The following is a 17591-nucleotide window of genomic DNA, read 5'->3' on the forward strand; positions in this document are numbered from 1 at the left end:
GCCCGCCGGTGGGCGGGCCGCCGTCAGATCGCGGCGAGCGCGCGGTCGAGGTCGTCGACCTGGACGTCCGCACCTTCGAGCCCGACGGACAGCCGGACCAGTCCGGCCGGGAGCCCGTCCGCCCGCAGCCGTTCCGCGTTGTCCGCCCGCACGGGCGAGCTGACCAGGCTCTCGTAGCCGCCCCAGCTCACGCCGATGCGGAACACCCGCAGGGCGTCGACGAACCGTGACACGGCGTCGAACGTGCCGTCCCGCAGCTCGAGGCTGAGCAGCCCGGAGAACCCCCTGAGCTGCGTACGGACGAGCTCGGCGTCCGGGCCGGGGTCGGCGTACGGGTGGTGCACGGCGGTCACCGCAGCCTGCCGCTGCAGGTGCTCGACGACGCGCAGGGCGTTCTCCTGGTGCTGCGCCATCCGCACGGGCAGGGTGCGCAGCCCGCGCAGGACCAGCGACGCCTCCATCGCCGACATCACGGACCCGAAGAGCTGGTGTCCGCGGTAGAAGACCTCACGGACCAGCTCGGCTGAGCCGACCACCGCTCCCCCGGTGACGTCGGAGTGCCCGCCCACGTACTTCGTGAGCGAGTGGATCACGAGGTCGACGCCGAGCTCGAGCGGCTTCTGGAACAGCGGCGTCGACCAGGTGTTGTCGATCGCGGTGCGGATCCCGCGGCTGCGGGCGAGCGCCGTCAGCGCGCGGAGGTCCACGAGCCGCATGAGCATCGTGCCGGGGCTCTCCACGTACACCAGGGCCGTGTTGTCCCGCAGGTGCTCCGCGAGGTCGGCACGCGGGTCGGTCACGACCGAGTGCTCGACGCCGAACCGCTCCAGGTGCCGCGCGAGCTCCAGGGTGGGGCCGTAGACGTTGTTGACGAACAGCACGTGGTCGCCGGCGCTCAGCAGCCCGCCGAGCACCGCGCCGACCGCGCCCATCCCGGAGCCGAAGCACTTGGCCGCCTCGCCCCGCTCCAGCAGGGCGAGCTGCCGCTCGAGGAACGCGACGGTCGGGTTGGTGCCGCGGCTGTAGACGAAGTTCTCGTGCTCGGCCGCCTGCTGCCGCACGAACTCCCCGAACGTGGGCTTGGTGAACAGGCTGGTCTGGAAGACCGGCGGTGCGACGGCCCCGGGCTCGCCGCCCGGACCGTCCCAGGCGGCCGCGCAGATCTCCCGGTCCAGGGCGTCGACGGTCACCGCTCCCCCGTCACGGCGCGCCGGATCCGCTCGACCGGGACCTTGGGCTCGCGCCCGGCGGTCAGGAGGCCGTTGGTCTCCTGCATCGTGTCGGTGAGCTGCGTCCAGCAGGACCCGGCGAGGAAGCTGCTCGCCCGGACGGCGTCGTAGAGCGCCGTGATCCGCGCGACCCAGTCGTCGCCGTCCTGCGCGGCCGTGTAGCCCCAGCCGTCCGCGCGCACGTCGCCGGTCTGGTAGTTGACGCCGCCAAACTCGGTGAGCATCACCGGCTGCCCGGCGTCGGCCCAGCCGCCGACGAGCTGACGGCGCCCGGACGGGGCGATGCCGGTGACGATCCGCTCGCGCGCGGCGTCGTCGGCGTAGGTGCGGGCGAGGACCGCGCCGTCCCCCTCGTAGTCGTGCACGGTGAGGATGTCGGTGTTCTGCTGCTCCCACCCGTCGTTGGAGATCACGGGGCGGGAGGGGTCGAGGGCGCGCGTGAGGTCGGTCAGCGCCCGGGAGTACGCCTGCTGCGCCGGGTCGTCGGCGACGTGCTGCACGCCCCACGACTCGTTGAACGGCACCCACGTGACGATCGAGGGGTGCGAGACGTCACGGTCGACGGCCTCCATCCACTCGCGGGTCAGCCGCTGCACCGCCGTGGGCGAGAACTCGTACGCCCCGGGGGTCTCGCCCCACACGAGGATGCCGAGCCGGTCCGCCCAGTACAGGAAGCGGGGGTCCTCGATCTTCTGGTGGATGCGGCAGGCGTTGAACCCGAGCTCCTTGACGAGCTCGGCCTCGCGGCGCAGGGCGTCCGCCGAGGGGGCCGTCAGGTGGCTGTCGGGCCAGTAGCCCTGGTTGAGCACCGAGCGCACGTCGTAGGGGTAGCCGTTGAGGAGGAAGGCCCCGCGGGCGACACCGAGGCTCCGCACGCCCAGGTAGGACGAGACCGCGTCGAGGGTCGCACCGTCGGCGTCGTGCAGGGACACGACGGCGTCCACGAGGCGGGGACGCTCGGGCGACCAGGTGAGCTCGTCCTCCGCCTGGCCGTTGCGCTGCCGGGCGATCGGCACGCTGAGGTCCACGACGGACGACGCCCGGGCGGTCGTGACCTCCACGGTGCCGAGGTCCTCGTCGCGCTCGTCGAACCGGAGCGCGACGCGCACCCGCGTCCCGGCGGGCACCGCACCGCGCAGCCGGACGGTGAGGTCGACGGCGGCCGGGCCGGCGGGGAGCCAGCGCAGGTGGTCGATGCTCGTGGTGGGTACCGCCTCCAGCCACACGGTCTGCCAGATGCCGGTGGTCCGGCGGTACCAGATGGCGTGGGCGTCCTCGTGCCAGTCCTGCTTGCCGCGCGGCTGGGTGAGGTCGTGGGGGTCGTCCTCGGCGCGGACCACCAGCTGGTGCTCGGCGTCGTCCGCGACGTGCGCGGTGAGGTCGAGAGTGAAGGGGGTGTGGCCGCCCTCGTGCTCGCCGACGAGCGCGCCGTCGACCCACACGGACGCGCGGTAGTCGACCGCACCGAGGTGCAGCAGGACGCGCGGGGCGGCTGCGGACCGGCCGGCGGCCTCGAGGTCGGCCGGGCGGATCGTGCGCGCGTACCAGACGACCGGGTGGAAGCCGGGCTCCGCGACGCCCGACGCGGGCGACTCCGGCGGGAACGGCACGGTGATGTCGCGGCTGGCGCCGAGGCCGGACGCCCAGCCGGAGGCGAGGCCCTCGTCGGCGTCGTCGTGCCGGAAGGCCCACACCCCGTCGAGCGAGGCCCACCCGGTGCGCATCAGCTGCGGCCGGGGGTAGGTGCCGTCCTGGCGGGAGGCGAGCGGGAGGCGGTCGAGCGCGGGGCCGGCGGTGGCTGCCGCGAGGGTCGTCGTGTCCACGGCGCGACTATACAGCGCTGTAAACCGTGCTGCTCGGACGCTACGGTGATCCCCGTGAAGAGAGTGACGCTCCAGGACGTCGCGGCGCACGCGGGCGTGTCGATGAAGACGGTGTCCAACGTCGTGCGCGACTACCAGCACGTCAGCCCGGGGATGCGCGAACGGGTGCGGGCCGCGATCGACGAGCTCGGCTACCGGCCCAACCTGCGCGGCCGCAGCCTCGCCACCGGCCGGTCGAGCATGCTCGCCCTCGCGTTCCCCGACCTGCGCCGACCGTACTTCGCGGAGCTGGCGCACGTCTTCGCCCGCGTCTGCGAGGCGCGCGGCTACCGGCTGCTGCTCGAGGAGACCGGGGGCACCCCGGAGGGCGAGCGCGCCGTCCTGCGCGACCGCGAGGCCGGCATCGTCGACGGCGTGGTGGTGCACCCGCAGGCGCTGCGCGCCACCGACCTGGAGGCGTTCCGGGAGGACACCCCCCTCGTCTTCCTCGGCGAGGACCCCCAGCCGTCGGGCGCCGACCAGGTCGCCATCGACAACGAGGCGGCCGCCGCGGACGCCGTCGCGCACCTCGTGGGGCTCGGGCACCGCCGGATCGGCTTCCTCGGTCACGAGACGGGACCGTGGTCCTACACGTCGGCGCTGCGGCTCGACGGGTACCGGGCGGGGCTGGAACGTGCGGGCCACGCCTACGACGCGTCCCTGCTCGTGGCCCGTGGCGAGGGCGACGCGATCGGTGCGGAGGAGGCGCTGGGTGCGGCGCTCGACGCCGGCCTCGTCGTCGACGGGCTGCTGTGCCGCGACGACCTCGCGGCGATCGGCGCGCTCCGCGCCCTGCGTATCCGCGGCTACGACGTGCCGGGCGACGTCGCCGTCGTCGGGTGGGACGCCACCGTCCTGACCGCGAGCACCGTCCCGAGCCTCACCAGCGTCGCCCCGGACACGCACGCGCTCGCGACCCGGGCGCTCGACCTGCTCCTCGAACGCATCGACGGGCTCACCACGCCCGGCCGGCACGTCACCGTCGGCCACCGGCTCCTGGTCCGCGAGAGCGCCCCCGAGCCTGCTCGCGAACCAGGCGGCGAGCCCGGTCCTCGCTGAGGCGTACCCCTCGGCGAGGACCGGGCCGTCTGCTCAGGCCGGCGTGTCCACCACGGTCGCGAGGAGCTCCACGACGGCGTCGCGCACGTCCTCGTGCAGGTCCACCGTGCCCAGCTCGGCGATCCGCTCCACCGTGCTGCGCCCGCTGCTGACGACCTCCCACGCGTCGAGCTTCGCCGGGTTCGCCGTCTGCGCCTGCTCCAGCACGGCGCGGACGGCCTCCCGGGGGTCGACGCCCACGCGCAGCGGCGCACCGACCCGCACGACGGCGCCGGTGGCGGACGGCGCGGTGAACGACACGCTCCACCGGCCGTCCTCGCCCGTCACCGGCACGACGACGCCGTCCACCGTGACCTCCGCGCCGGGGAGCAGCGCGAGGAAGGTGATCGTCCACGTGCGGCTCGCGGGCACGACGTCGGCGCGTCCCGCGACGGCGTCCACCCGCAGCTCGCGGCGGTCGTCGTCCCAGTGCAGCGACGTCGTCGCCGAGGGCCCGTCCGTCGCCTCGCGGTCGTCCTCGGCGTCCTCGGCCAGGTCGAACCGGCCGGACGCGCCCGGTGCGACGAGCACCTCGAGCGCCTCCGGGTTGCGCGTCGCGTCCCGCTCGGTCGCGGCGGCCAGCGGCAGGATGCCGCCCGCGCGCAGCAGCACCGGCACCGAGTCGATCGACCGGTGCAGCTCGACGTGGCGGTCACCCGCGTAGACGGCGCCGGTGAAGACGTCCGTCCACCGGCCGGCCGGCAGCCACGCCCGGGTGCGGCTGAGCAGCGAGACACCGCTGCGGGGCGTCACGACGGGGGCCACGAGCAGCTCGGACCCGAAGGCGTACTCGTTCGGCACCCCGTACGCCTCGCGGCGGTGCGGCTCCAGGTGGTACATGGGCCGGACGAGCGGCGTGCCGTCCGCCGCCCGGTGGTTCATCGTGTGCAGGTACGGGACCAGACGGTGCCGGAGCCGCAGCGCGTCGCCCATCGCCTGCCGGTGCTCCGCGGGGAAGACCCACGGCTCCTTGCGGATGAACGGGTTGTTCGCCGAGTGCAGCCGCATGATCGGCGAGAAGACGCCGTACTGCACCCACCGCGTCGCCAGCTCGTCGTCTCGCACGCCACGCGTGTGCCCGCCGATGTCGTGGCTCCACCAGCAGTAGCCGATGTTGGACGCCGTCGCCGTGAACTCGGGCTGGAAGGCCAGGGACTCCCAGGAGATCACCGCGTCCCCGGAGAACCCGACGGCGTAACGGTGGCTGCCGGGCCCCGCGTAGCGGGAGAACGTCATGCCCGGCTCGCCGTGGCGTGCGGCGTCGAGGTGGTGGAAGTGGTTGAGCAGCCACAGCGGGTCCACGCCGCGCAGGCCCGACGTGCGGCCCTGCTGCCAGTCGATCCACCAGAAGTCCACGCCCTGCTCCTCGAGGGGGTGGTGCAGCAGCTCGAAGTAGGCGCGCAGGAAGTCCGGGTCCGTCGGGTCGAACGACACCGGCTGCGCGGACGCGGGGTCGACCCCGGTCGCCTCCGCGACCTGCGGGTAGGCGTCCTCGAACGCGCGCACGCCGTCGGCCGGGTGCAGGTTCAGCGTGGTGCGCATGCCGCGCTCGTGGAGCGCACCCAGGAACGCCGCCGGGTCCGGGAAGAGCGTCGGCTCCCACGAGTACCCGGTCCAGCCGCTGCCGTGCTCCGGCGGCACCGAGCCCACGCGGTGCCAGTCCATGTCGATGACGGCGACCGAGAAGGGGACGTCCTCCTCGTCGAACCGGTCCATCAGCTGGAGGTACGACTCCGCGGAGTACGGGTGGTACCGGCTCCACCAGTTGCCCAGCGCCCAGCGCGGCAGCCGCATCGGGGAGCCGGAGACGGCGTAGAGCTCGCGGACCGCCCGCGCGTAGTCGCGGCCGTGCGCGAAGACGTACAGGTCGTGGCGCGTCCCGGTCCGGGTGCCGATCCAGCCGTCGTCGGTGAACAGGAACGACTCCGAGTCGTCCACCACCGTGATCCCGTCGGGGGACACGACGCCCGGCTCGAGGTCGGTCCGGCCGTCCACCTCGTCCAGCGTCCGGGCGGTGCCGCCCAGGTCGTGCGTCGGCTCGCCGTAGTGCCACCGCCCGTGGTCCGAGCCCACCAGCTCGACGACGAGCCCGTGCGCGGACGGCTCCCGGCCGTCGTAGCGCAGCCGCGCCCGCGCCGTCGTGATCTCGACGCCGTCGCCGAGCGGCCGGGCCGCGAACTCCGCCGCCCCGAGGTCGCGACGGATCGCGAACGTCGACGCGCGGTCCTCGAAGCCGCCGTCGGACGACCACTCGAGGCGGAAGAGGCAGTCGCTCAGCACGGTGACGCGCCAGTGCTCGCCCCGGACCTGCTGCTCCGCGCGGGCCTGCGGCGCCGCGTCGGGCAGGGGACGGACCACGGGCAGGGCCTGCTGCGTGGCGATGGTGTCGGTCAACGGAACTCCTCGGGTGGTGCGGTGCGGGCGGGGCTCGGTGCTGGCCGAGTGCGGGCCGAGTGCGGGACTAGTGCTTGACGGCGCCCTGGGTGATGCCGCTGATCACCCAGCGCTGGGCGAACAGGTAGACCACGATCGTGGGCGCCATCGCCATGAGGTAGGACGCGAACGCGACGTTGTAGTTGGTGCCGAACTGGCTCTGGAAGGCCTCCTGCACCACGGGCAGCGTCTGCATCGTCGGGTCCGACGTGATCATCGACGGCAGCATGTAGTCGTTCCACGACGCCAGGAAGGCGAAGATCCCGACCGTGGCGTTCATCGGCCCCAGGAGCGGCAGGATGATCCGCCAGAAGATCTGGCCCGTCGTGGCGCCGTCGATCCGCGCGCTCTCCTCCAGCTCGATCGGGATCGACCGCAGGTACGCCGAGTAGAGCAGGATGCTGAACGCGAGCTGGAACAGCGCGTGCAGGATGCCCACGCCGACCGGGCTGTCGAGCCCGAGGAACGCGGTGAGCTTGATCTCGGTGAGCGCGATGACCGGGAACGGCAGGAACATCGCGGCGAGCATGTAGATGAACGACCACCGGAAGAAGCGGTGGTGCCAGTACCGCACGATCGCGTACGAGGCGAGGGAGCTCAGCAGCAGCGTCAGGACGACGGCGATGGCGGCCACGAGGACCGAGAACCCGAACGCCGCGGGGAAGTCGGTGATGCGCCATGCCTCGGCGAAGTTGGCCGTGTCGAACGGCGCCGGGAGCGAGAAGGCGTTGCCGTCCGCCGCCTGGCCGTTCGTCTTGAAGGCCATCGACACGGTGACGTAGAGGGGCAGGATCACCGTCAGGGACGCGAGGATCAGCAGGACGGTGAGCGTCCAGCTGGTGCGCGTCCGGCGTCGGGGCCGGCGCGGACGCCGGGACGACGGGTCCGCGGGGCGCCGGAGCCGGACGGGTGCGGGGGCTGCTGCGGTGGTCACAGGCGGACGCTCCTTCCTCGGGTGATCGCGAGCTGGACGATCGAGATGATCACGGTGATGACGAAGAAGACCGTCGCGTTGGCCATCTGGTAGGCGTACTCGCCGCTGGAGAAGCCGCCGAAGATCGTCATCGCGACGCTGCTCGTCGCCGAGCCGGGGCCGCCCCCGGTGAGCCCGACGATGACGTCGTAGACGCCCAGGTAGCCCTTGACGCCGAGCACCGTGTTGATGAGCACGAAGCCGCTGATGAGCGGCAGGGTGATGGACCGGAACTGCCGCCACGAGCCGGCGCCGTCGAGCGAGCTCGCCTCGTACAGCTCGGTGGGGATGGCGGTGAGGCCGGCCGTGTAGACCAGCAGCGCGCCGGGGATCGTCTGCCAGGCGGACACGATGACGATCGACAGCCAGGCGAGGTCGGGGTTGCCGAGGATGCTGTCCTCCAGCGGCCCGAAGCCGACCGCCGTGGCGAGCGCGGGGAGCGAGTTCGAGAACAGGAAGTTGAACACGAACGCCACCACGATCCCCGAGACCACCATGGGGATGACGAACACGGTGCGCAGCGGGCTCGTGAAGCGGATCTTGCGCGAGAGCCCGATGGCGAGGGTGAGGGCGATCGTCTGCGCGAGCACCACGGTGACCGCGGCGAAGCCGAGCGTGAACCGGTAGGAGTCGAGGATCGCCGGGTCGCCGAACATCGCCGTGTAGTTGCGCAGGCCGATGAACGACCAGCCCCCGAAGCCGACGTAGTCGGTGAGGCTGTAGAAGATGCCGACCAGCGCGGGCGCCACCACGAAGACGGTGAAGAGCACCAGCGCCGGGACGACGAAGAGGTACGCGATCGCCTCGGGCTTGCGGCCGCGGCCTGACCGGCCGGCGGGGGCCCTGCCCGCGGAGCCGGCGGGTGCCGCTGCGGGGGCGACGGCCGGGATGGACGTCTGTGCTGTCACGCTCGTTCCTTTCCGCGCCGGGGCGACGTCGTCCCGGTCATTGGGTCGCCCCACGGCTGGCGAGCCGGCGCCAGTCGTCGTCGAGCTTCTGCAGCATCGGCTCGAAGCCGCCGGTGCGGATCGCCGTCTGCAGGTAGTTGCCGAGGGGGATGGACAACGGGATGAACGTCCCCGCGCCCTGGTAGAACCGACCGGCGTCGACGTAGGGCTGGAGGCCCGCGACGCGCTCGTCCTCCTGCGGCGGGGCGTCGCGCAGCGGCGAGTAGTAGAGGTTCTTGGCGTTGTAGGTGTTGACCACCTCGGGACGCATGAGGAACTCGACGAGCTCTTCCGCCTCGGTCCGGTGCGAGGTCGCGACCGGGATGTACAGGGAGAGGTCGACGTTGACGCGGGCCTTGCGGTCGTCCGGCTGGTCCGTGACGGGCAGCGCGAAGGTGCCGATCTCGAGGTCCTCGTCGACGAGCGCGATCTGGCTCAGCGCCCACGGGCCCTGCAGGTACATGGCCGCCTGGCCCTTGCCGAACGCGAGGTTGCCGTCGGCGTAGTCGCGCACCGCGTGGTCGGGGTTGAAGAAGGTGGAGATCGTCTTGGCGCGCTCCATCGGCACGGCGAGCGTCTTCTCGAAGGAGACGTCCGAGTCCGGGCCGACGTCCGTGCCGAGCTCGTTCATGCGGCGGAAGAACTCGGCGGTGTCGACGAGGCTGCCCACCGAGTAGTCGAAGAGGCCCTGCCAGAGGGTCCAGGTGTCCCGGTCGGTCGCGTAGATCGGCGTGATGCCGGCCTTCTGGAGCTCGGTGCAGACGTCCACGAACTCGGTCCACGTGGTGGGCACGGGCAGACCATGGTCGGCGAAGATCCGCTTGTTGTAGATGACGCCCGCGGCCGCGAGCGAGTAGGGCAGCACGCTCGTGCGCCCCGGGTACGTCGCGTACTGGGTGGCGAGCGTGGCGACGTCGTCGCGGATCTTGGACGCGGAGGGAAGGTTCGAGATGTCGCTCATCTGCCCGCGGGAGATGTAGCGCGCGAGCTCCAGGTTGCAGTTGAAGCAGCCCACGTCCGCCGGCTCGCCGCGGACGAACTGCGGCGCGATGATCCCTGTGCCGTCGTGGACCACCTTGATGCCCGGGTTCTCGGCCTCGAACTTCTTCAGCAGGGCGACGAAGTAGTCCTTGACCTCCTGCTTCTGCAGGAAGAACCGGGTCGTCGTCGGCCCTCCGCCGTCGGACGGCGCGCACCCTGCGAGCCCGGACACCCCGAGCGTCAGCGCTCCGGCCGCACCCGCGAGGAACGAGCGTCGGCTCATCCTTCCCGGGGGTCCGGCAGTCGTCTTCGATCCCACGTGACGTCTCCTTCGACCACGATGACTTCCCGTCTCGGCGACGGGCCCGACCGAACATACAGCGCTGTAAATTGCGGGTCAAGCATGCCCGGGCAGACAGTTCCGGGGAGTACCGTCAGACCGCCAGGTCCGCGATCGCGCGGCGGAGCAGGGCGACTGACTCCGCCCCACCGTGGCCCTCGTCCAGCACGACCAGCTCGCTCCCCGGCCACGCGCGGTGCAGCTCCCATGCCGTGACCACCGGCGAGGAGATGTCCCGACGGCCGTGGATCAGCACCCCGGGAATCCCGTGCAGGCGGTCCATCCGGCCGAGGATCTCGTCGCCGCCGAAGCCCGCGTGCGACCAGTAGTGCGTGACCAGGGTGGCGAGCACGTCCCGTGCCGGGGAGGTGTGCCACCGAGGGTCGGGCTCCCAGCCCGGCCCGAGCGAGACGTGGGTGTCCTCCCACCGGCCCCACGCCGCGGCGGCGCGGGCCCGCACCTCGGGGTCCGGGTCGCGCAGGGTGCGGGCGTACGCGTCCACCACCCGCTCCCCCGGGGCGCGCTCCACCGCGCCAGCGAAGGCCTCCCACTCCTCCGGGAAGACGCGGCCCATCGCCTCGGTGACCCACTCCACCTCCGCCGTCGACGTCGTCACCACCGCGAACAGCGCGACGCCGACCACTCGCTCCGGGTGGGCCTGCGCGTACGCGAGGGCGAGCGTGCTCCCCCACGACGCGCCCGTCACCGTCCACCGCTCGATCCCCAGGTGCCGGCGCAACGCCTCGATGTCGTCGATCTGCGCTGCCGTCGTGTTCCCGTCCAGCAGGTCGAGCCGCTCCGTCACCAGCGGCCGGCTGCGGCCGCAGCCGCGCTGGTCGAACGTGATCGACCGGTGCCGCTCCGGGTCGATGCGGCGGCGGTGCCCCGCCCCCGCCCCGCTGCCCGGGCCGCCGTGCAGGGACAGCACCGGCGCACCGTCCGGGTGGCCCGCGACCTCGTAGTACAGCTCGTTCTCGTCGTCGACGCGCAGGTGTCCGGACCGCACCGGGATCTCAGCAGGCATCCGGGGAGACTACCGACGGGACGACGACGCCGGTCCGGCCGACACCCGGACGGTCGCGGTCAGAGCAGGAGCAGGTTGAGCGCCGCGAGCGCGACGAGCACCGTGACCAGGCGCTCGAAGAGGCGCTGGTCGACGTGCCCGATGACCTTGCGCCCGATCCACGTCCCGACGAGCACGACCGGCGCGAGCACCGCCCACAGGGCGACCGTGTCGGCGCGCACGATCCCGACGCCGACGGCGACCGGCAGCTTGATGACGTTGACGGTGAAGAAGAACCACGCCGTCGTGCCCAGGAACCGCCATTTCTCGTAGCCGGCCGCGAGGAGGTACAGGCTCATCGGCGGGCCGCCGGCGTTGGCGACCATCGTCGTGAACCCGGCGAGGCCGCCGTAGCCGAGCGTGGCGGTGCGCGTGTCGGCGCGCAGCCGGTCGCGCCACAGGTTGAGCACCAGGAGGGCGAGCAGGATCGCGCCGATCGTGCGGCGCATGACCTCGTCGCTGACCAGGTTGAGGAAGACGGCGCCGAGCGCCACGCCGACGAGCACCGGGGCGAGGAGGCGCCCGATGACCCGGAAGTCGGCGTGCCGGCGGTACGCCCAGATGGCGACGAGGTCGCCGGTCACGAGCAGCAGGAGGACGGCGCCGGTGGAGTCCTTGGCGGGGATGACGAGCGCCATCAGCGCGGCGGCGATCATGCCCAGGCCGCCGAGCGCCGTCTTCGAGAATCCGACGAGCAGCGCGACCAGGGCGGCGACGGCCCAGCCCGTCCATGGCAGTCCGGCGATCAGCGGGGCGGGTTCGAGCACCGGGGAAGCGTAGTCGCGGCGGCGCCCGGGAGCGCGCGGGCGTTCATCGCACGCGGTCGGACGCGGCGTCCACGGACGACCGGGTGCGGTGCGATGAGTCCGCCGACCACCCGGGGTCTACGTCTCGTCCGCCCCTCGTCCGAGCCAGGAGTCACGATGCGACTGCTTCTCACGTCCGGAGGCGTCCGGAACGCCACCATCCGCGACGCGCTGGTCGACCTTCTCGGTCGGCCCATCGACGAGTGCACCGCCCTGTGCATCCCCACCGCGCTGTACGGGCACCCCGCCGTCGGGCCGGGACCGAACGTGCGCGGGTTCATCTCCGGCACGAGCGACGACATGACCGGACTGGGCTGGAGGTCCGTCGGCGTGCTCGAGCTGACCGCCCTCCCGAGCATCGACGAGGACCTGTGGGTGCCGAAGGTCCGCGACGCCGACGTCCTGCTCGTCTCCGGCGGTGACTCCCTGTACCTGCACCACTGGATGCGCGAGTCCGGCCTCGCCGACCTCCTGCCCGAGCTGACCGACACCGTCTGGGTGGGCATGAGCGCCGGAAGCATGGTGCTGACGCCGCGCATCGGGCAGTACTTCGTCGAGTGGACGCCGCCGTCGGGCGACGACACCACCCTCGGCGTCGTCGACTTCTCGATCTTCCCGCACCTCGACCACCCGATGCTGCCGTACAACACCATGCCCGCCGCCGAGAAGTGGGCCGCCGGGCTCGGCAACCCGGCGTACGTCATCGACGACGACACCGCCCTCACCGTCGTCGACGGCGAGGTGGGTGTCGTCACCGAAGGGCACTGGACGTACCTCGGCGCCTGAGCGGCACGACGACGTCAGACCGTCTCGGCGCGCTTCTTCCTGGCGAACCGCGCGGGCAGGTCGGGCCCGTCCCACACCTGGATCGCGCGCCAGACGGACGCGGCGATCGGCACGGCGAGGACGGCTCCGGTGATGCCGGCCAGGACCGTGCCCGCCGTGAGGGCGAACAGGATGACCAGGGGGTGCAGGCGCAGCGTCCGCCCCATGACGACCGGCTGGAGCAGGTCGCCCTCGAGCTGGTTCACGACGATGACGATCGCCACCACGACGAGCGCCTCGACCGGTCCGACAGCCACCAGGGCGACCAAGGCCGCGAGGATGCCGGCCAGCGTGGCCCCGACCAGGGGGATGAACGCGAGCAGGAAGACCAGCACAGACAGCGGGATGACGAGGGGCACGCCCACGATCGCGAGCCCGATCCCGATGCCGACCGCGTCGACCACCGCCACGATCGCCGTCCCGCGGACGTAGCCGCCCAGCGTGCGGATCGTCGCCGCGCCGACCCGCTGCCCCCGCTCGTACCGGTGCCCCTCGAACGGGCGGAGCAGGAACTCCCACATGGCCGGGCCGTCCTTCAGGAAGAAGAACAGGACGACGATCATGATGAAGAAGCCCGCGACGAAGTCGGCGGTCTGCGAGACGCCCGCGATGGCGCCCGAGCCCACGGCGTCAGACTGCAGCAGCCCCACGGCGGACTCGCGCACGGAGGCGATCTGCTCGTCCGAGACGTCGAAGGGCAGGTCCTGCACGTACGACTGCAGGGAGTCGAAGCCGTCGAGCGCCTGGCTCTGCAGCTCGTCCCACTGGTTCGCCACCGCCCGCACGACGAGCCACACGATCCCCGCCAGGAGCGCGACGAGCGTCAGGAGCGAGATCCACGTCGCGAGGAGCGACGGCAGACCGCGGCGGCGCAGGAGCGCGACCAACGGCGAGATGGCCGCCGCCAGCACGAGCGCGATGAGGACGGGGATCACGACCAGGGTCAGGCGGGTGCCCGCGAACACCAGGACGCCCACGACCGCGATGATCGCCAGAAGCTGCAGCGAGCGCGTCCCCACGCGGCCGAAGCCGTCCGACCAGAGCCGGGAGGCGCCCCCTGCCGCCGGCGCGTCAGGACCCGCCGGTGGCCGCGCCTCCGCGACGGTCACCTCGCCGGCCGGACGGACCGGGTGCCGCGTGCGGCGACCGAACATCGCTCTCCTCCTCCGCTGGGTCCGGCGGGCGCCGGGACTGCGACGCTATGGCCCAGCGGCGCTGGTCGCGCGGCGACGACGGCCCGCCGTCGGGCCGGGTGGCCACAGGGCCACGACAATGGTGGCGACTTCGAGAGTCGTTCCGACCAGGATGACGGACATGGATGAGGTCGCGGTCGTCGTCGCCCACCGCCAGCGCGCGACCCTGCGCGTCGGCGACGTGTTCCTGAAGGTCGACGGTGATCCGTCGCACGCCGAGACCGAGGTGCGGGCGATGGCCCTGGCTCCGGTCCCGACCCCGGAGATCCTCTGGCACCGGCCGCCCGCGCTCGCGATCGCCGCCGTGCCCGGCACCGCGCTGGGCCGCCTCGGCGAACCGTCGGTCGCGTCCTCAGCGGCGTGGGCGGCGGCAGGTGCCGCCGTCCGCAGGCTGCACGAGGCGCCGTTGCCGCCATGGCCGGGGCGTCGGCTCGACGACGTCGCGGCGGAGCTCGACGCCGAGTGCGCCTGGCTGCTCGCCCAAGCCGTCCTGCCCTCCGACGTGATCCGGCGCAACCGCGAGATCGCCGAGGCTGCCCTGCGCCCGTGGGAGCCGGTGTTCATCCACGGGGACCTGCAGCTCACCCACGTCTTCGTCGACGGCGCTGAGGTGACCGGGGTGATCGACTGGTCCGAGGCCGCCCCGGGCGACGCCATGTTCGACCTCGCCATCCTGACGCTCGGTCACGAGGAACGCCTCGACGACCTGCTCGCCGGCTACGGTCCCGGTGCCGATCGTGACGTGATCCGCGCCTGGTGGTCGCTGCGCAGCCTCGTCGCGGCGCGCTGGCTCATCGAGCACGGCTTCGACCCCGACGCACCGGGGTGCGAGTTCGACGTCCTCCGAGCCCGCATGCAGGACACCTAGGACGCGTCGTCGTCCCGTTGCTGAGGGGCGCGGTACGCCATCATGCGGATCGAGACGAGAACCCCAGGGATCACGGCGCCGAGCTTGGCCGCGTACCGGGCCGGAGGATCGGCCGGGAACCACCGCGCGTACTCCTCGTTCATCCCGGGGAAGTCGTCCGGGTCCACCAGCAGCACTCCCACCTCGACGACGTCGTCGAGCGTCGCGCCGGCGGCGTCGAGGACCTCGCGACAGTTGGTCAACGCCTGGCGGGTCTGCTCCTGGATCGTCGGGCCGGCAAGAGCGCCCGTCGAGACGTCGACGCCCACCAGCCCCGACACGATGACGAACGGACCGGCCTTCACCGCCTGGGAGAACAACGGTGAGCCGGGAGCCGTGGTCGTGCTGACAGGCTCGCGCATGCTCTCCAGCCTGCGCGCGGCCTGGGCGGTTGTCCAGACTGGATGGGCGACGAGGCGACAAGGAAAGCGCGGCGACGAGGGCGAGGGCGGCAGTCTCGTCACCGCCCCTTGTCCACAGGTGTCGACGACCGTCAGGACTGCATGTCCACGAACCGCGAGTAGTGGCCCTGGAAGGCGACCGTGATGGTGTCTGTCGGGCCGTTACGGTGCTTGGCGACGATCAGGTCTGCCTCGCCCGCACGGGGGGACTCCTTCTCGTAGGCGTCCTCGCGGTGGAGAAGTATCACCATGTCCGCATCCTGCTCAATCGACCCAGACTCACGCAAATCGGACATCGCGGGTTTCTTGTCCTGGCGCTGCTCGGGACCACGGTTCAGCTGCGACAGTGCGATGACAGGGACGCCGATCTCCTTCGCGAGGAGCTTGAGCGCACGCGAGAACTCGGAGACCTCTTGCTGGCGCGACTCGACCTTCTTGCCGGAGGTCATCAGCTGCAGGTAGTCGATGACGACGAGCTTGAGGTCGTGCTTCTGCTTGAGCCGGCGGCACTTGGCGCGGATCTCGGTGAGCGACATGTTCGGCGAGTCGTCGATGAACATCGGCGCCTCGGACACCTTGCCCATCACCTTCGCGACCTTCTGCCAGTCGTCCTCGCCCATGGAGCCGTTGCGCAGCTTCTGCAGGTGCACGCGCGCCTCGGCGGAGAGCAGACGCATCGTGATCTCGTTGCGGCTCATCTCTAGCGAGAAGACGACGGACGCCTGCTGGTGCTTGATTGACGCAGCCCTGGCAATGTCAATGGCCAGCGTTGACTTGCCCATGGCAGGCCGGGCGGCGATGACGATCATCTGCCCGGGGTGCAGGCCGTTGGTGAGGCGGTCGAGGTCGGCGAAGCCGGTGGGCACGCCCACCATGCCCTCGCCGCGGTTCCCCGCAGCCTCGATCTCGTCCATCGTGCCGCCGATGATCTCGGAGAGCGGCAGGTAGTCCTCGGAGGTCTTGCGCTCGGTGACGGCGTAGATCTCGGCCTGTGCGGTGTTGACGATGCCCTCGACGTCGCCGCCGTCGGTCGCGTAGCCGAGCTGCACGATCTTGGTGCCGGCCTCGACGAGGCGGCGCAGCACCGCGCGCTCCTGGACGATGCGCGCGTAGTAGCCCGCGTTGGCGGCGGTGGGGACGCCGGCCATGAGGTCGTGGATGTACGGGGCGCCGCCGACGCGGGCCAGCTCGCCGCGCTTGGTGAGCTCCGCGACCACCGTGATGGCGTCAGCGGGCTCGCCGCGGCCGTACAGGTCGATGATCGCGTCGTAGACCGCCTCGTGCGCGGGGCGGTAGAAGTCGTTGCCGCGGATCTGCTCGACGACGTCGGCGATCGCGTCCTTGGAGAGCAGCATGCCGCCGAGCACGCTCATCTCGGCGGCGACGTCCTGAGGAGGGGTGCGGTCGAAGGTGGCGCCGGACGACGCCCCCTGATAGCCCGCTTCGAGCTCCTCGATCGACATGCTCACCCCGCTCCCCCGCCGCTGCCGGCATCCGGTCCGTCACCGGACATCGACTCCCGCTGTCAGGTCCACGTTCTACCGTGGGGCACTGACACCGCGGACGACGCTAGGCGCGCCCGCGACCCTGCGCAACGGCCACTGTGGACACACCTGTGGACAGTGCTGTGGACAGGGTGGTCGAGCCTGTGCACGGGCGGTGGACAGGCATGTGCACAACTGGGGATATCGGCTGTGTACAACTTCTGGCAGGCCGCTGACCTGCGGCTTCGCTACCCTCAGGCTGTGGAGGAAAAGAAAGTTGGGTGACGTGCACCGCACCCCCGATCCGGACCCCGGACACCCTGGCGCCACCCCTTCTTCACCGACGCCTCCCGACGGTCACACACCGGACGACGTCCCCCAGACCGTTGTCCACAGGGCCGACCGGCGCCGGATCGACCGTGACATCCTCGCCCTCGCGCTGCCCGCGCTCGGCGCCCTCGTCGCGGAGCCGCTGTTCGTCCTCGTCGACAGCGCCGTCGTCGGCCACCTCGGCACGGACCAGCTCGCGGGACTGTCGGTCGCCTCGACCCTCCTGGTCACCCTCGTGGGGCTGTGCGTGTTCCTCGCCTACGCCACCACCGCCGCCGTCGCCCGGCTCGTCGGCGCAGGCCGCACGCGCGACGCGCTGCAGTCCGGCATCGACGGCATGTGGCTCGCCCTCGGCCTCGGCGTCGTGCTCGCGGCCCTCCTCGCCGTCGGCGCGCACTGGGCGGTCGGGGCGATGGGCGCCGGGCGCGACGTCGCGGAGTACGCGGCCACGTACCTGCGCTGGTCGGTGATCGGGCTGCCCGGGATGCTCGTCGTCCTGGCGTCGACCGGCGTGCTGCGCGGTCTGCAGGACACGCGGACGCCGCTGTGGGTCGCGTCGACGGGAGCGGTCGTGAACGCGATCCTGTCGGTCGTGCTGGTGTACGGCGCGGGGCTGGGCATCGCCGGCTCGGCCATCGGCACCGCCGCGACCCAGCTCGGCATGGCGGCGGTGCTCACGGTCGTGGTGGTGCGGGGCGCGCGACGCCACCACGCGTCGC

The 17591-nt window shown here is 72.1% G+C and carries 15 protein-coding genes; 4 read left to right on the forward strand and 11 right to left on the reverse strand.

Annotated features, from left to right (window positions below):
• Positions 1–23 precede the first annotated feature (23 nt).
• Together ACFT55_RS11335 and ACFT55_RS11340 are read right to left on the reverse strand one after the other, a co-directional pair.
• Entirely contained in the window at positions 24–1190 is a 1167-nt protein-coding gene (locus ACFT55_RS11335) for a trans-sulfuration enzyme family protein (protein ID WP_380243932.1), read from the reverse strand.
• Positions 1187–3052, reverse strand: a complete 1866-nt coding sequence (locus tag ACFT55_RS11340; protein ID WP_380243933.1) for a glycoside hydrolase family 2 protein — start codon at positions 3050–3052, stop codon at positions 1187–1189. Before ACFT55_RS11340 ends, ACFT55_RS11335 begins: the two co-directional genes overlap by 4 nt.
• Positions 3053–3106: 54 nt before the next feature.
• Between ACFT55_RS11340 and ACFT55_RS11345 the strand changes: the two genes are divergently transcribed.
• Positions 3107–4150 carry a LacI family DNA-binding transcriptional regulator gene (locus ACFT55_RS11345; protein WP_380243934.1) on the forward strand — a complete coding sequence of 348 codons (1044 nt, stop codon included), beginning with the start codon at positions 3107–3109 and terminating at the stop codon, positions 4148–4150.
• Positions 4151–4183: 33 nt separating this feature from the next.
• On the opposite strand, the gene ACFT55_RS11350 is transcribed toward ACFT55_RS11345, so the two are convergent.
• The 6 genes from ACFT55_RS11350 to ACFT55_RS11375 form a co-directional block, all read right to left on the reverse strand.
• Entirely contained in the window at positions 4184–6583 is a 2400-nt protein-coding gene (locus ACFT55_RS11350; protein WP_380243935.1) for a TIM-barrel domain-containing protein, read from the reverse strand.
• A gap of 67 nt (positions 6584–6650) precedes the next feature.
• Positions 6651–7556: a carbohydrate ABC transporter permease gene (locus ACFT55_RS11355; RefSeq protein ID WP_380243936.1), complete on the reverse strand. Its 906-nt coding sequence runs from the start codon at positions 7554–7556 to the stop codon at positions 6651–6653.
• Positions 7553–8503, reverse strand: a complete 951-nt coding sequence (locus ACFT55_RS11360) for a carbohydrate ABC transporter permease (RefSeq protein WP_380243937.1) — start codon at positions 8501–8503, stop codon at positions 7553–7555. Before ACFT55_RS11360 ends, ACFT55_RS11355 begins: the two co-directional genes overlap by 4 nt.
• 37 nt (positions 8504–8540) lie before the next feature.
• Positions 8541–9806 carry an ABC transporter substrate-binding protein gene (locus ACFT55_RS11365; RefSeq protein ID WP_380243938.1) on the reverse strand — a complete coding sequence of 422 codons (1266 nt, stop codon included), beginning with the start codon at positions 9804–9806 and terminating at the stop codon, positions 8541–8543.
• Between the two features lie 151 nt (positions 9807–9957).
• Positions 9958–10887 (reverse strand): alpha/beta fold hydrolase, encoded by a 930-nt coding sequence (locus ACFT55_RS11370; RefSeq protein ID WP_380243939.1) that lies wholly within the window; start codon positions 10885–10887, stop codon positions 9958–9960.
• A gap of 59 nt (positions 10888–10946) precedes the next feature.
• Positions 10947–11693, reverse strand: coding sequence for a sulfite exporter TauE/SafE family protein (locus ACFT55_RS11375; RefSeq protein ID WP_380243940.1), 747 nt, complete (start codon positions 11691–11693; stop codon positions 10947–10949).
• Between the two features lie 156 nt (positions 11694–11849).
• On the opposite strand from ACFT55_RS11375, the gene ACFT55_RS11380 reads away from it, so the two are divergent.
• Positions 11850–12518: a Type 1 glutamine amidotransferase-like domain-containing protein gene (locus tag ACFT55_RS11380; protein WP_380243941.1), complete on the forward strand. Its 669-nt coding sequence runs from the start codon at positions 11850–11852 to the stop codon at positions 12516–12518.
• A 14-nt stretch (positions 12519–12532) separates the two neighbouring features.
• Here ACFT55_RS11380 and ACFT55_RS11385 read toward each other — a convergent pair whose 3' ends face one another.
• The gene (locus ACFT55_RS11385) at positions 12533–13711 is read right to left on the reverse strand and encodes an AI-2E family transporter (protein ID WP_380243942.1); all 1179 of its coding nucleotides are present in this window, start codon (positions 13709–13711) and stop codon (positions 12533–12535) included.
• A gap of 160 nt (positions 13712–13871) precedes the next feature.
• On the opposite strand from ACFT55_RS11385, the gene ACFT55_RS11390 reads away from it, so the two are divergent.
• Positions 13872–14618 carry a phosphotransferase family protein gene (locus tag ACFT55_RS11390; protein ID WP_380243943.1) on the forward strand — a complete coding sequence of 249 codons (747 nt, stop codon included), beginning with the start codon at positions 13872–13874 and terminating at the stop codon, positions 14616–14618.
• Here the strand turns inward: ACFT55_RS11390 and ACFT55_RS11395 are convergent.
• Positions 14615–15019 (reverse strand): RidA family protein, encoded by a 405-nt coding sequence (locus ACFT55_RS11395; protein ID WP_380243944.1) that lies wholly within the window; start codon positions 15017–15019, stop codon positions 14615–14617. The two genes, ACFT55_RS11390 and ACFT55_RS11395, sit on opposite strands and share 4 nt — an antisense overlap.
• A 131-nt stretch (positions 15020–15150) precedes the next feature.
• A complete protein-coding gene (gene dnaB, locus ACFT55_RS11400; protein ID WP_380243945.1) occupies positions 15151–16521 on the reverse strand; it encodes a replicative DNA helicase in 1371 nt (456 codons plus the stop codon).
• Between the two features lie 433 nt (positions 16522–16954).
• On the opposite strand from dnaB, the gene ACFT55_RS11405 reads away from it, so the two are divergent.
• Positions 16955–17591: MATE family efflux transporter (locus ACFT55_RS11405; protein WP_380243946.1), on the forward strand; the 637-nt coding region annotated here is incomplete at its 3' end.

Origin of the sequence: Isoptericola sp. NPDC057191, from assembly GCF_042670225.1 — a bacterium.
GTDB lineage: Bacteria > Actinomycetota > Actinomycetes > Actinomycetales > Cellulomonadaceae > Isoptericola.

Excerpts from the sequence above, each read along its gene's own strand:
- ACFT55_RS11365 (WP_380243938.1), bottom strand. The coding sequence starts at position 9,806 with ATGAGCCGACGCTCGTTCCTCGCGGGTGCGGCCGGAGCGCTGACGCTC.
- ACFT55_RS11370 (WP_380243939.1), bottom strand. The coding sequence starts at position 10,887 with ATGCCTGCTGAGATCCCGGTGCGGTCCGGACACCTGCGCGTCGACGAC.
- ACFT55_RS11380 (WP_380243941.1), top strand. The coding sequence starts at position 11,850 with ATGCGACTGCTTCTCACGTCCGGAGGCGTCCGGAACGCCACCATCCGC.
- ACFT55_RS11385 (WP_380243942.1), bottom strand. The coding sequence starts at position 13,711 with ATGTTCGGTCGCCGCACGCGGCACCCGGTCCGTCCGGCCGGCGAGGTG.
- ACFT55_RS11390 (WP_380243943.1), top strand. The coding sequence starts at position 13,872 with ATGGATGAGGTCGCGGTCGTCGTCGCCCACCGCCAGCGCGCGACCCTG.
- ACFT55_RS11395 (WP_380243944.1), bottom strand. The coding sequence starts at position 15,019 with ATGCGCGAGCCTGTCAGCACGACCACGGCTCCCGGCTCACCGTTGTTC.
- dnaB (WP_380243945.1), bottom strand. The coding sequence starts at position 16,521 with ATGTCGATCGAGGAGCTCGAAGCGGGCTATCAGGGGGCGTCGTCCGGC.